General features: G+C 38.1%; 17 protein-coding genes and 3 pseudogenes. 3 read left to right on the top strand and 17 right to left on the bottom strand.

All coding sequences use genetic code 11. From position 1 onward, the window contains the following. Positions 1-8 precede the first annotated feature (8 nt). The 8 genes and pseudogenes from KUH03_RS13310 to KUH03_RS13280 all read right to left on the bottom strand — a co-directional run bounded on the left by KUH03_RS13310 (position 9) and on the right by KUH03_RS13280 (position 5,753). Complete coding sequence (locus tag KUH03_RS13310; protein ID WP_257096946.1) at positions 9-338, bottom strand: ATP-binding protein; 330 nt, start codon at positions 336-338, stop codon at positions 9-11. A 38-nt stretch (positions 339-376) separates the two neighbouring features. After that, entirely contained in the window at positions 377-1,186 is an 810-nt protein-coding gene (locus KUH03_RS13305; RefSeq protein WP_257093989.1) for a two-component system response regulator, read from the bottom strand. A 22-nt stretch (positions 1,187-1,208) separates the two neighbouring features. Further along, positions 1,209-1,768 (bottom strand): annotated as a pseudogene (locus KUH03_RS13300) (chemotaxis protein CheB). Between the two features lie 6 nt (positions 1,769-1,774). After that, positions 1,775-2,583 (bottom strand): annotated as a pseudogene (locus KUH03_RS13295) (protein-glutamate O-methyltransferase CheR). 17 nt (positions 2,584-2,600) lie between these two features. After that, complete coding sequence (locus KUH03_RS13290; RefSeq protein ID WP_257093984.1) at positions 2,601-3,149, bottom strand: response regulator; 549 nt, start codon at positions 3,147-3,149, stop codon at positions 2,601-2,603. Continuing rightward, positions 3,146-4,195 carry an ATP-binding protein gene (locus tag KUH03_RS13285; protein ID WP_257093982.1) on the bottom strand — a complete coding sequence of 350 codons (1,050 nt, stop codon included), beginning with the start codon at positions 4,193-4,195 and terminating at the stop codon, positions 3,146-3,148. Before KUH03_RS13285 ends, KUH03_RS13290 begins: the two co-directional genes overlap by 4 nt. A gap of 8 nt (positions 4,196-4,203) precedes the next feature. Beyond that, the gene (locus tag KUH03_RS48595) at positions 4,204-4,443 is read right to left on the bottom strand and encodes a hypothetical protein (RefSeq protein ID WP_373564813.1); all 240 of its coding nucleotides are present in this window, start codon (positions 4,441-4,443) and stop codon (positions 4,204-4,206) included. A gap of 29 nt (positions 4,444-4,472) precedes the next feature. Then, positions 4,473-5,753, bottom strand: coding sequence for a histidine kinase dimerization/phospho-acceptor domain-containing protein (locus KUH03_RS13280; protein WP_257093980.1), 1,281 nt, complete (start codon positions 5,751-5,753; stop codon positions 4,473-4,475). Positions 5,754-6,628: 875 nt separating this feature from the next. Between KUH03_RS13280 and KUH03_RS45825 the strand changes: the two genes are divergently transcribed. From KUH03_RS45825 to KUH03_RS13270, 3 genes are read left to right on the top strand one after another with little or no spacing between them, the layout of a single operon-like run. Further along, on the top strand, positions 6,629-6,895 hold the full coding sequence (locus tag KUH03_RS45825; RefSeq protein WP_306429561.1) for a hypothetical protein: 267 nt from the start codon (positions 6,629-6,631) through the stop codon (positions 6,893-6,895). After that, the gene (locus KUH03_RS45820) at positions 6,892-7,083 is read left to right on the top strand and encodes an HAD hydrolase family protein (protein WP_306429560.1); all 192 of its coding nucleotides are present in this window, start codon (positions 6,892-6,894) and stop codon (positions 7,081-7,083) included. The genes KUH03_RS45825 and KUH03_RS45820 overlap by 4 nt, the downstream gene beginning before the upstream one ends. A gap of 60 nt (positions 7,084-7,143) precedes the next feature. Continuing rightward, positions 7,144-7,725: a nucleoside triphosphate pyrophosphatase gene (locus tag KUH03_RS13270; protein WP_257093978.1), complete on the top strand. Its 582-nt coding sequence runs from the start codon at positions 7,144-7,146 to the stop codon at positions 7,723-7,725. Positions 7,726-7,762: 37 nt separating this feature from the next. Here the strand turns inward: KUH03_RS13270 and KUH03_RS13265 are convergent, their stop codons facing one another. From KUH03_RS13265 to KUH03_RS13225, 9 genes and pseudogenes are all read right to left on the bottom strand, one after another. Further along, positions 7,763-8,215 carry a TonB-dependent receptor gene (locus KUH03_RS13265; RefSeq protein WP_257093976.1) on the bottom strand — a complete coding sequence of 151 codons (453 nt, stop codon included), beginning with the start codon at positions 8,213-8,215 and terminating at the stop codon, positions 7,763-7,765. Positions 8,216-8,259: 44 nt separating this feature from the next. Further along, positions 8,260-8,940, bottom strand: coding sequence for a TonB-dependent receptor plug domain-containing protein (locus KUH03_RS13260; protein WP_373564812.1), 681 nt, complete (start codon positions 8,938-8,940; stop codon positions 8,260-8,262). Continuing rightward, positions 8,889-9,269, bottom strand: coding sequence for a hypothetical protein (locus KUH03_RS13255; RefSeq protein ID WP_257093974.1), 381 nt, complete (start codon positions 9,267-9,269; stop codon positions 8,889-8,891). The genes KUH03_RS13260 and KUH03_RS13255 overlap by 52 nt, the downstream gene beginning before the upstream one ends. Continuing rightward, positions 9,251-9,559: pseudogene (locus KUH03_RS13250) on the bottom strand (hypothetical protein); the annotation flags it as partial. The gene KUH03_RS13255 and the pseudogene KUH03_RS13250, both read right to left, overlap by 19 nt. 23 nt (positions 9,560-9,582) lie before the next feature. Beyond that, complete coding sequence (locus tag KUH03_RS13245; RefSeq protein WP_257093970.1) at positions 9,583-10,029, bottom strand: carboxypeptidase-like regulatory domain-containing protein; 447 nt, start codon at positions 10,027-10,029, stop codon at positions 9,583-9,585. A gap of 1,228 nt (positions 10,030-11,257) precedes the next feature. After that, a complete protein-coding gene (locus KUH03_RS13240; protein WP_257093968.1) occupies positions 11,258-11,635 on the bottom strand; it encodes a phospholipase domain-containing protein in 378 nt (125 codons plus the stop codon). Positions 11,636-12,121: 486 nt separating this feature from the next. Continuing rightward, positions 12,122-12,772 carry an alkaline phosphatase family protein gene (locus KUH03_RS13235; RefSeq protein ID WP_257093966.1) on the bottom strand — a complete coding sequence of 217 codons (651 nt, stop codon included), beginning with the start codon at positions 12,770-12,772 and terminating at the stop codon, positions 12,122-12,124. Positions 12,773-12,804: 32 nt separating this feature from the next. After that, the gene (locus KUH03_RS13230; RefSeq protein ID WP_257093965.1) at positions 12,805-13,227 is read right to left on the bottom strand and encodes an alkaline phosphatase family protein; all 423 of its coding nucleotides are present in this window, start codon (positions 13,225-13,227) and stop codon (positions 12,805-12,807) included. Positions 13,228-13,229: 2 nt separating this feature from the next. Continuing rightward, entirely contained in the window at positions 13,230-13,535 is a 306-nt protein-coding gene (locus KUH03_RS13225) for an alkaline phosphatase family protein (RefSeq protein WP_257093963.1), read from the bottom strand. Positions 13,536-13,628 lie beyond the last annotated feature (93 nt).

Raw genomic sequence — 13,628 nt, 5'->3', positions numbered from 1 at the left:
TTCTTTTTCTAGGGTTTATCTTCTATTTTGTCGAAGGCACATTCAAAAGAAAATATGCTTCCTTTACCATATTCGCTCGATGCGAAGACTTTTCCATTGAGAAGGGCAGCGATGCGTTTGACAATTGCTAAGCCCAAGCCAGTGCCGCCAAATTTTTTGGTAATACTGTCTTCCCCTTGCTCAAAAGCAATGAATATTTTTTCCAAAGCTTCTTCGACTATGCCGATACCTGTGTCTATGACTTGAAACTGTAAACCAATTTGCTGATCACTTTCCGTTAGAAGTTGAATTTTTAAAATGACCGAACCTGCGGCGGTAAATTTGAAGCTATTGGAGATAAAGTTGGTTAGAATCTGTTTTAAACGAAGAGGATCAGTTAAAAATAACTGTTTATCCGATCGTCCACATCTATATAAAAATTTAATCCCTTATAATTTGCCTTATCTATAAATAAGTTATTCAAATCATCCGTAATATCATGTACTGAAGTGGATTCCATGTTAAGTTTCATCATGCCAGAATCAACCTTGGACAGGTCTAATATGTCATTGATAATTGTTAGTAGGTTCTGAGATGCTGAATCGAGTTTATTGATCCAGTTTTCTTGTTCGATACTAAGCTGTGAGTTTTTTAACATTTGGGTAATCCCCATAATACCATTGATAGGGGTACGGATTTCATGGCTCATATTAGCTAAGAAAGTTTCTTTTGATTTTCTTGCTAATTCAGCTTCCTCTTTTGCTTTAAGAATCGCTTGCTTCGATTCTTCCAAAGCGATATTTTTCTCTTTAATTTCCTGTTGTATTAACAGCTGCTGAACAAAAGATTTGACTTTTGCTATTGTGGCTTCCGGATTAAGAGGTTTGTACAGGTAGTCTACAGCTCCACTGTTAAGTCCTTGAATAAGGTACTTATCCTCTTTCGAAATTGCGGTTACCATGATCGGAATAATGTGATTCGTTTTAGGGTTTTTCTTCAAAAAAGTAACAAATTCGAATCCATTGATTTCGGGCATCTGCACATCAACTAAGGCAAGATCTATTTCTTCTTTCCAACAGATTTTCAGGGCTTCGTTGGGATCCGTACTGCTAATTATATTTACATATTCGATATCCTCCAGCAAGGCTGTGAGACTGATAATATTTTCAACTTTATCATCGACGATCAATATATTAATCTTCTTCATTATATCAAATCTAAATACAACTTTAGGTTAATTGCATAATGTAATCTTTTATTTCGGCTATGGTTAAGATCTTATCTTGCGCATTTAATTCTATGGCCGCCTGGGGCATAATTGGAACCTCCGCATCCAGTGGGTCTTGCACAAAGGTACTGCCACCATATTTTTAATCATCAATAACCCCTGCGCGCCGTCCTGATTAGCTCCGGAAAATAAAATAGCAGTACAGTTTTCTTTATAGACTTCGGCTGCAGATTCGAAGGTCACATCAATTGATGGCCTTGAATATTGGACTGGTTCAGAGATGTCCAATGAAAAGCTATAATCAGGCTCGATGAGCAAATGATAACCAGCTGGAGCAAAATAGATTGTTCCATCCGCGATGGTTTCTTTATCATCTGCTGTTTTTATCCGCTGCAATAGTGCTTTTGATAATGTATCTTCGATACTCGATGCATATTTAGGGTTTCTGTGCACAATAACGATGACCGGTATTCGAATAGGGCGTTCCAATGCTTTTAGGATATTTAGAATAACACTAAAGCCGCCTGCAGATCCCGCTAATAAAAGAATTTTCCGTTCCATCTTGATCTAAGCTATTTTTTGATAAATATTGTGCTTTTTGTTTATAACCTTAAATTTTGCTGCATTTTTGTAGTTGATCAGAGACTCTTTTGAACCCAAACATAAAAAACCTAGGTGACAGAGCGAATTATAAAATAAATCCAATACCTTTTCCTGGAGGTTTGTGTCGAAATAAATCAATACATTTCGGCATGTGACCAACTGAAATTCATTAAATACCCGATCGGAAACCAAACTGTGCTGGGAAAAAGGACATTCTTCTTAAGGCTATTATTTATCGTGGCAGCATTGTACATCGCCGTATAATATTCGGATAAAGAACTTTTGGGATCTGTTTTAATAAAATTCTCAGAGTAGTCTTTCACTTTTGCTAAAGAATAAATGCCTCTTTTGGCTTTTTCCAATACTTTTGTGTTAATATCCGTTCCATAAATAAACGAACGCTGATAGAGCCCTGCCTCTTTTAGTAGAATTGCCAACGAATACACTTCTTCCCCTGTGGAACAACCTGCACTCCACAGTTTAATATGAGGATAGGTTTCCAGATAAGGAAATACATCATTTTTTAACGCTTTGTAAAATTCCGGATCTCTAAACATTTCAGTCACGTTGACTGTAATTTCCTGTAAAAGATAAGTACTGAAGCCTGGTTGGTTAATTAATTTAGATTTTAATTCGACCAGATCTAGCTTGTTGAGTTCCATAATTCTGGTGACACGCCGCTTTAAGGATGACCTTGTGTATCCAGACACATCATAGCCGTGGAGGTTTTTGACAACCTCAATAATTTCCTCCAACTCTTCAAAAGTAATCATTGCTGCTATTTTATTGCTTAACTCAACCATACACGCATTAAGGATATCAATTTATCTACATCAACTGGTTTGCTAATATAATCGTTTGCTCCTACAGCGATTGTCTTTTCCCGGTCACCTTTCATCGCCTTCGCTGTAACAGCGATAATGGGAAGGTTCGAAAACTTCTTGTTCTCCCTTATTTTTTCGATAGCTTCATAGCCGTCCATAACTGGCATCATAATGTCCATCAAAACAATATCGATATGCTCATTGCGTGCTAAGATATCCAATGCTTCCTGACCATTATTGGCGATCTCTATTTTCATGTCATAGCTTTCGAACGCGGTACTTAAAGCGAATATATTCCGCATATCATCGTCAGCCAGCAATACGGTCTTGGAAGTCAAATTGTTCTCCACAAGTACCGAAGAACTGTTGCTAAGCGAATGATATTCCGTTTTGCTGCTTCGGATTTTATTTAAAAATAAATTGACTTCGTCAATTAATCTATTGTTGGATTTGGCTGATTTTAACACCATGGCCTGACTATGGTGCAAAATTTCTGATGTTTGTTCAGGACTCAACTCCATTGCGGTGTTAATAATAATCGGCAGATCCTTAAATTCACTGTTCGATTTGATCTCATTGAGCAGTTCGATGCCAGATTTATCAGGAGATTTAGATCCATAATGATACAGTCGAATATTTTTTCCTGAACCAATAGATCGAGCGCCTGACGCGCATCGAATGCCTGAAATATTTGAATATTTTGTTCTTCAAGGGATTGCTTGATAAAGTCACTTTGAATCTCTTGGTCCTCTACCAATAGAATTTTCTTAATAGGACGACTTGTTGAAGCTTTGATCTTCAGGAAAGTTTCGGCGAGAGATTCTTCAGAGACAGGTTTGGACATAAACCCAATAGCACCAGCGGATATTGGTTCATCATGGAGAAATGTTCCTGCGGACATCATATGTACTGGGATATCCTTCGTCGAATTCGCTTTTTTGAGATTACGTAACACTTCCCAACCATCCATTTTCGGTAACATAATGTCTAATATGATTGCTGCAGGAATTAAGTTTCGCGCTTTGTTGAGCCCATCCTGTCCATCGTAGCTGATATAGACATCGTAACCATTTTGAACTGCATAATCTTTTAGGATATCTGCAAAGATGAAATCGTCTTCGATGATTAACAGTTTATTATTTTTACTACTATTGTCAATTGGGTGCTCTTCTCCGATCGTTATATCTTCTAATGGAGGATATGCAATTGGTGTATTTGTTTCAATGACGGGTAATTCTGATATTTTCTCGCCTTGAGCTTCCGCTTCTAAGGGTAAACTAAAAATAAACACGCTACCCTCGCCAACTTTGCTGTTTAATGTGATTCTTCCCTTTAATAGACTCGCTATCTCACGACATATAGACAGACCAAGTCCTGTACCGCCATATTTGCGGCTTGTGGAACCATCTTCCTGCTTGAAGGCGTCGAAGATGAGTTCTTGTTTTTCGGGAGCGATCCCTATCCCATTATCTTGGACTGTAAAATATATGGCTCCATCCTCAACATTTATCTTGAGCGTTACAATACCATTTTCACCAGTAAATTTAAATGCATTCGACAATAAATTCTTTAGAACCTGTTGTATGCGATGTTCGTCACCAATAAATTCCTGCGGTGTATCTCCATCGATTTCGATATTAAATTTGATGATCTTTGATTCAGCGGTATCATGAAAAAGTCTTTAATGTAATTGACTAGATAATTCGTGTTAATATGCTCTTTTTGAACTTCGACTTTCCCAGATTCTATTTTTGCTAAATCCAACAACTCGTTAATCAAATGAAGTAGGTCCGAACCTGCACTATGGATGACGGAAGCATATTTTATCTGATCGTCATTCAGATTTTCCTTTTGTTGTCCTGTAATAATTTGGCAAGTATAAGAATACTGTTAAGTGGAGTCCTTAGTTCGTGACTCATATTTGCCATGAACTCAGATTTATACTTGCTTGATAATTCAACTTCTTCTATTTTCTGGGCTATTGCCTGTCTTGCTTTCTCTAGATCTTCATTTTGAGCGAAGAGTAATTTTGCCTTCTCATCCAATTCATTGTTAGTCTGGATGAGCTCTTCCTGTTGTACCCGTAGCTCTTCTTCTGAGGCTTCCAGCAAATGGGTTTTGTGGATTAATTCTTCGTTGGTCGTCCTTAATTCTTCTTGTTGTGCCTCCAGTTCCTCGGTTTGCTGCTGAAGTTCTTCATAAAGATCGGCGAGTTTGCCGTGCGTCTGCGCAACTTTAAGAATGATAGCGATGTTACCCTTTACTTTATCCAAGAAATTGAATCTTAACTGCTCTTCTTTTTCATTTACCAGCGGGCAGCAGATTTCCATCAACCCTACGCAATGATTTTCATAGGCAAAAGGAATAATGTAAATTTCAGTCTCGATCCTATTGGATAAAGAAGTTTCTAAAACGAGATGAGCGTGATCAATATCCTTGATTTTCACAACGACATGTTTGTTGGCCACTTCGCCTAAAATACCATCATTTTCCCTAAAGCTCTTTTTTAACTGCTGTGTGGAAGCAATTCCAATTTTATGACATAATTGATACTCCTGATAAGTATCATCAAAAACATAAACTGTGCCTCCCAATGCTTTCGTCATAGCAGTAATGGCATTTAGGCTGATCTCTGCTATTTTTTTATCGCTATAATCACCACGTAGCTGTTCATCAATATGGTTGATCGCATTTAAAATCCAGTTATCATTATTGGTCTGATCTTGCAAGAGTTGAAGTCGATTGTTTGATTCTTGTTGACTTCTAACCGTTGACCTTAACACTTTTGAAATCGAGAAAATTTTAGCCAGAATATAGAAAAATCCACTTAAACCGATCGCAATGAAGAGGTAAGTAATGTTTTGTGCGAGCTGTAGATCGTTTCTAGACTTTTCCAGTCGATTTGCCCTTTGATCGAGCAGATCTCGGGATAATATATCGATCTGATTTAAAATGGCTGTTTTCTGCTCATGAATGTATGGTGCTGAAGTGTCATTGTTAGTTTGTGCATAGGCGATATCTTTATCAAAATCATAGAAAAGTACAATTTCATTGCGCAAAGTTTCGATCACATGTGGTGAAACTGCATAGAGTTCGTCCTCTTTACTAATAGTTCTCAATAACTCATCTGTTTGTTTTCGTTCGAGTTGATAAGGGATGAACAGGGCAGGATCTCTTTTGCGAAATAATGGTGTTTAATGTCATTGACATCATCTATGTTTGATCTAATTTCATTAATTATATTAAATCTATTTTCGGCTATTCGAACGATATTACGCTCGTTATCCAGAATATGATGCAAGGAGATGAAAAAGTATAGGGCGGAAATAAAAATAAGCGAAAAAGAAATTATCACTCCTATGGTAATTTGCTTTCTATAATTTTTTTGATCCATGTGAGAATGAGTTTAATGAATTTTTGGTCGCCCAATTATCGTTCATTTTTCTGTAGGTAGTTTTCCTGATATTACCTGGGGAAAAAAATATATATGTAAAATAACAAAAAAACTTGCTATTCCTAAAATAGTCGCAAATACGAATAGATACAATATTGTAAATAAGGGAAGAAAAGTCCTAATAAAACAAAACCCTGATGATGGGCACCAGGGTTTGTTACTAACCAATTATAAACCTAAATTATGAAAAGACTTTTTAAGGGCGACCAAACTAAATTAGTTGCCGTGTTTTTTGCTCTGAAAAACTAAGTTGATTGTTTTTTTAATCTTATGCAGCTTTTGACAGAATTACCTGTTTCAATAGCGCTGTTAGTGTTTTCATAGCGAGATAACCTTTAATTATCTTTTACAAAGATACGGTAAATATCAGGTTCCGACCAAATGTTTTTTATAATAAGTTGCTAATACAACTATGTTGTGACAAATAAATGATATTTTGGCATATTTGAATAATTTACTGGCAGAAATTCAGTAAATAAGACGATGTCGAGTAATCGTATATTTAACTGAAATGCCTTATTTTTACAAAAATATATTTTGATGGTACTGACTAAATTTAAAACAATAAAAGGATTTGTATTGGATGTGGATGGGGTATTGACAGATGGAACTGTGCAAGTCAATGAAAGGGGAGAACAGCTGCGAACTTTTAATATCAAAGATGGATATGCGATGCAATTGGCTATAAAAAAGGCTATCCAATCTTTGTTATTACTGGTGGAGCTTCAAAAGGGGTGGAACTGCGTCTACAAGGGTTGGGGCTTAAAGAAATTCACTCCCGTGTCTCAGATAAACTTTCACTATTGAAAATATTGGCTAAAGCTTATAATCTTGGACTTGATCAATTGATGTATATCGGGGATGATATTCCTGATTTTAGTTGCATGCGATCTGTCGGTTTGGCTGTATCGCCGGCAGATGCTGTGGAGGAAATCAAGAAGATCTCGCATTACATTTCTGGTTTTAATGGTGGAAAGGGGTCGTACGGGAACTGATCGAAAAAGTACTTAAAGTACAGGGAATTGGTACGAGGATGAAACGATAAAAAGCATTTAATGATGTTAGAAAATTTAAAGAATAAAACAGTTATCTTGGGTTCTCAATCGCCTAGACGGAAACAGTTATTATCAGGATTAGGAATCGAGTTTGAGGTAGAAGTTCGGGAGACTGATGAATATGTTGATCCGAATCTTTCTGCCATTGAGGCAGTCCGTCAGATCGCATTGCAAAAAGTGAAAGCTTTTGCGGATAAATCGGACTGTTTGGTTATCTGTGCCGATACCGTTGTTGTTTCGACAACTGGAGAGATTTTGGGAAAACCAAAGACTGCGGCTGAAGCCATGCAGACTTTGGAAAATTTATCCGGAAAGAAGCATTTGGTCATCACTGCTGTCGCTACACAGTGGAAAGGTGTAGTACATTCCTTTGTGGAAACAACAACAGTCTATTTCCATGTCTTGGATCGGGATGAGATAGATTATTATGTTACTAATTTTTCACCACTTGATAAAGCTGGCTCCTATGGTATTCAGGAATGGATCGGTTTAATTGGCATTGAGAAGATCGAAGGTGAGTATAATAATGTGGTGGGGCTACCAACAGCACGGTTATACCAGGAACTGAAAAAGTTAATATAAAAAAGCGGCCTAGCCGCTTTTTTATATTAAATCAGTATTATTTTATGAAATAACGTACCCCTGTATAAAACATCCGTCCTGTTAAAGGGCCCCATAACATGGAGGTATCAAAGTAATTTCCGAAGGGTTGATCCGCTGCAAGGATCGGTGTTTTCTGGAAATAGTTTGTAAGATTTTCTCCTCCTAAATAAACGGTGAAATTTTTGTCCTTTCCAAATGTTTTACTGATCTGTGCGTTCATCGTAGCATACGTTTTTGATTCGGTTGGCATCTGGTATTCAACCGGGTTGTCCATGGTTGAAGGTATACGTTTTGGTCCAACAACGTTTAACGTATAATCTAGGCTCCATCCGGAATGATGATTATAGGCTAAATTGACAAAACCACGGTGTTTAGCTAACAAGGGTTTGGTTTTTCTTCCACTCTGAAAGTCGGTTTGTACATCCAATAGACGGTAAGCTAATCTTGTTTCAAAATGTGGGGCAGGCATAAATCTAAATTCTGTCTGTAAACTGTTTGAAAATGATTTTCCTGTTAAGTTGTAAAACTGATTTCTCTTGGATTCTCGTAGTCGACCACGACCTGGTTGGAAAAGCTATTATGGAAAAATTCAACCGAGGCAGAAGCTTCTCTTCCAAATATGCGCATGTTTTGATCCACCGCAATTCCAGTATTCCAGGAAACTTCTGGTTGTAAGCCATAGGCTTTATTATAAATGTCCTGGGACTGAATGATCAGTCTTCTACTACTGGCCAAAACGGCTGTATTTTCCGCAAAGATATTTGCTGTACGCTGACCTCTTCCTGAGCTTGCACGGAATGTTGTTCCAGCAATAGGAGCATAGCGTAAATTTAACCGTGGTGTTGTAAACCATCCATACAAAGAGTTGTAATCTTGACGTAGACCCACTACGGCATCAAATTTTTCGGATGGACTGAAGGTATATTCTGCAAATGCACCTGAAACGACTTCTTTACGTTTGAAATTTTGATCTGTTAAATACCATTCATCGTAGTTATCGTAATTGATAGAGGCACCAACACGATATTTATGGGCTACAGTACCTATGATATCCTGGAACAATAGGTTTGCGTAACCATTCTGTTGTTCAGAATTATAGTTTTTTAGTCCAAAATAACTTTTTTGATTGTAGTTGGAGCCGGCTAATTGCAAGCCAATACTGCGGTGTTTGTTTTCCGGAAATACATAGCCGATTTTAGCAAAACCTTCAACACGTTCGATGTCAAAACCAAGACCATAACGATTCGTAGTGCCTTATCTGTTTTTTTGTTAAAATCTATTTGCCCACCAGTACGGTCATCATTTAAATACTTCACGCCAAATTGTACCATTAGACCTTTACCATTCTCATACAACCAACGGTTTACTCCAGAGAAAAGATTACCAACTGGGACGTCCCTAAATCCATTGTGGCTAAAATTCATGGATTTATTGTACATAAAGTTGTCGTGCAATAATACTGATGTCGACCAATGTTGACCTAATTTTTGTGAAAGATTCAAATTCACATCGGTTCGTCCCATGTTATTGGCGTAAGCATTAAAAACAGCCTTTCGGAGTTTTGAGGTTTTTTCAGTTCAACGTTGATCTGACCGGCCATACTTTCATATCCATTAGCTACAGAACCAACTCCTTTGGCAATTTGAATAGATTCGATCCAAGTACCAGCAATGGAATTTAGTCCTAGCGGTGACGCCAAACCACGCGGTCCCGGTAAGTTTTCTACAGTCAATTGGGTATAGATACCACTTAAGCCAAGCATCTGAATCTGTTTACTACCCGTTACAGCATCAGCACTGATCACATCCACTGAAGCGTTGGTCTCAAAGCTTTCACTTAAATCACAGCAGGCCGCTTTAAATAATTCTTTCCTGTCAGTACCTCCAGTCTTGCAGGTGTCATACGATCAATATAAGTGGATTTACGTGTTCCTTTAACTTCGACCTCCATCAGTACATTACCTTTGGCTGTAATCATGACGACCTCGTGTAAGTCTTTAATTGTAATCGTATCGGATTTCATCCCAACGTAACTAACAACAAGCTTGTTAAAACCTTCTTTGTGTTCTAACTTAAATACACCATTCTCATTACTGCGGGTGTTTCTACTTGGCAAATTCGCCCAATGTAAATTAGCTCCAACAATAGGTTTTAGATCACCTTTTTCATTCTCTTCGACAACAACACCTGTCACGGTATGTGGATGATCATGATGTCCAGCTTCGGTAGGTACTGCCTTTTTTCGGGAACTTGTCCGTTTTCTAATCTGGGATACATACAACATTCATGAAGCTGTGCATAGGATTCGTCACTTGCAATCAGATTGTCTACATCGTGTCCGACTTGGGCAATATTCTTTTTATTGTTTCCAGTTCAACTTTTTGTGCATTGTATTTAAGATGTAACAAATTATCACTCGCGTTCCACACAGCACTTTCGACACCTTGTAATTTTGCAGCAGTCTCGATCCTTTTTTACACATTGCACAGTTACCCGCTACAGTAAGCGTTCTTGTGCTGTCGCTTTGTGCTTGTACAATTGCGAAGGAAAATAACAATAAAAAGGTTGTTGTATATAGTTGTTTTAAAATTTGATTCATAGTTTTTTGATAATGTACGGCCTAAAAAAACGTGCATAGCATGTAAGGTCGAAGGTAATATCTTCGACGTTTATTTTGATTAAAAATCAAAAAATTAGGAAATCAAATTCTGAAACTCTGATTTAGAATAAATACAGAAGGACTGTATCTCTTTAGGAAGGTGTTCTGATTTGTACTTAATTTGGATGAACTATCCTCATCTGACGAAAATTGATAGTAATTGTGTATCCAGTGAAGGGTAATAATTGCCGGAGAAAACTATTGAAATTGAGTGTCTGAGATAATCTGTTGAAATCATCTACTTTTTGGGCAGCGATAGTTACGTCCTTGCAACTACCTTCCTGATGGCAGTGGTTTTGATGTTTTTTTGCGACTTGGCACACATCGGACAATGAGCCGTTTGGTTTTGGCTTAATGACACACTTTGTGCTTCTCCTTGACAGAAATGGAAATGTAGGGTTGCACCACTTGCTGCGAGCAAATAAAAAAATAAGCCGATAAACAATGCAATTTTCCTCATCCCGACAAAAGTAGAGAAAATTTGTATTTTTTTTTGTAATATTTTGGATAAATGTTATAACTTGTACATAAGAAATGAAAAACCAAAAATTACCGTTATGATGTGTCTATTATTTATTAACTCCATCAGTTTATATTTATTAGCTGTTTTTTTGATCGTTGGTGCAGTTTTACTGTATAAAGGATTCTACCATGTTATTCGTCGCATACAGGAATAATATCGAAAGGTATGGTTTGTCGTATGATGATTTCTGAAAATAAGAGATTTCAGACGTATTGACTATTTGTTGCAAGAATCACAGATAGACGGGGCTATCTCCTTTCGAAAATAACCCCGTTTCAATTTTTTGTTATCGGCTTAATAGTGGATCACTTTTTCCGCTTTTCCCAGCTTCTATACGGCCTGCATACTGCTCTTGGAATGTATTGCAATCTTTGCAGCTGATACGGAAATCATACCAAAAACTTTGTTTGGAAAGATCAAACTGAATTGTTGTTGACTCACCACTTTTGAGGTGGACTTCTTTTTGCCCTGTCCATAGCTTATGTCTTCAAGTAGGAGACGATGGCCTTTACTATCCTGATTTATACAAGTGAACAACAGACCTCCCGTAAATGATTTTTCATCTCTGCTTTTTTCATAAGTGCAACGGATTTTGATATTTGGATGGTTAGTGTCGCCTTTAAACATACGATAAAATCCATTTGGTCCATGTACATCAAGTTGAAATAGCTCGTTGTCAAAGGCATTGATAGCCCAATTGTCTGACAAACTGCCTCCGGGGATACGGCGTAGTTACGGGAAGTTCCAATCTCACCCTTATAAGGAGTACTATGATATACTGTAAACGGGGAACCCGCAGCGCGGTCTCCAAATACCTTGTTTGAAGCTTCAAATGTCAGTTGATACCTTCCATCAGATAGATATTCTCCATGTGCATAAAGTTCATAGGGGAGAGTGCAGGAGTCACGAAGCCCTTCTTCCTGTTTTGGAAAATAAGGTGAACGGGCGGGATCCTGATCCATCTGCTTGATCTCATCTGCAGTTAATGCTTTGAATCCCATTGGAAGACCTTTAAATTTTGCCTGGTGGATCTCTTTGATAAATGGCTGACGTTCTAATACCAATGGCTTTTTGATTACCTCTCCATGATAAGGCCTAAAAGCAGAAGTGAGGTCTCCGCAGACCGTACGTCGCCAGTTACTCACATTGGTTTCCTTTGCTTCTTTTTTTTTACTTTGTGGCTAATGAATTTTTCTAAAACTGCAAGCTTGAGGTATGGTCAAATACCTGTGAGTTTACCCAACCACCCCGTGTCCAGGGGGAAGCAATGATCAAAGGGACACGATAGCCCAAGCCGATGTTACTTTCTCTTCCGCTTTCGGGGTAGTATTGTTCGTCGCGACGTACAAATTCCAATTTTGGGTCAATATCTGGGGACACTTTGCCACTATCTGCTTCATAAGGATTAGGAGCTGTAAAAGGAGCGAAGTGATCAAAATAACCGTCATTCTCATCATAAGTAAGGATAAAGATTGTCTTTTTCCAGACTTCCGGATTTTGTGTTAGGATATCCATGATCTCACTCACATACCAGGCACCAAACCAAGGAGAGTCTGGATGATCTGAGAAAAGTTGGGGTGGAGCAAGCCAGGAAACTGTTGGTAGTTTACCTGCTTCGACATCTTTTCTAAATTGGTATAACACATCACCTTTTGGGATTTGCAGTTCCCGTTGATGCTCGCCTTCCTGATAATGCATTGTTTCGAGCTCCATGTAATCGGGCTGTGCACTGTTATTCACAAACGCACGACGATGAATATCTTTCGTTCGTTCGTCAAGTTTTTCAAAGTTTTCCGCTGTGTATTGTTGTAGCTCTTCCAGCACATGTTGATGTTCCTTACTCAACTTTTCAAGCGTATCTTTCGTCGTTGTTGTGGCTATTTTCTGTTCCAGTTCTTCTTTTTCCGAGCGAGCAGCTCTCTATAGCGCGGACTATATTTGACTTGATACTGTGGGAAATATTCCATTGGGTTACATCCAAAATTTGCTAACCAGCCATTGGCTTCTCCACTGTATCCGGCACTACTTGAAGAAATCTCATTTTGATATATTTTCCAGTCTACACCAAGTGCTGAAAGACGTTCTGGAAAGGTCTTCCAGTTTGCTTTACCACTAAACTCTGAATCCCCATTCCATACCAATGCCTTTCCATTTAAGTTTTCCCGAATATTAGCTGTCCAAAAATAGAGTCTATTGGGATTTGTACCTGTAATACTTGAACAGAAATGCTGATCACAGATCGTAAAAGAATCTGCCAACGAATAGTAGAATGGGATATCTTCGCGTGTATAATGTCCCATCGTCAGGGAAGGTCTGCAAATTCTTTAAATCCAGAATGTTTGACATCTAACCATTTGTCCATCTTTCCTTTATTTCGGGCATCGGTTTGATCGGTCCAATTATGAGGCAAACATCCCATCCATGTAATTTTTGAATCTTTAATATCCAATCGGAAAGGAGCGTATGTTTCACCTGTTTTTTGCGTCTGTAACCACACTTTGTTTCTGTTTGGCTGGCGGATCGCCCTTGGATCATTGAAACCTCGCACTCCCCGTAGTGTACCAAAAGCATGATCAAAAGATCTATTTTCCTGCATCAGTAGAACCACATGTTCAGCATCATAAAAGGTGCTCCCAAAGCGGGGTTGATGGCCATTGCTTTTGCAATAGCAGAAGGAATAACCTGTGAAAGTGAGGCTCCT

It is taken from the genome of Sphingobacterium sp. E70 (assembly GCF_019285695.1).
Taxonomy (GTDB): domain Bacteria; phylum Bacteroidota; class Bacteroidia; order Sphingobacteriales; family Sphingobacteriaceae; genus Sphingobacterium; species Sphingobacterium detergens.
This window is presented reverse-complemented; position numbering and strand designations above follow the sequence as displayed.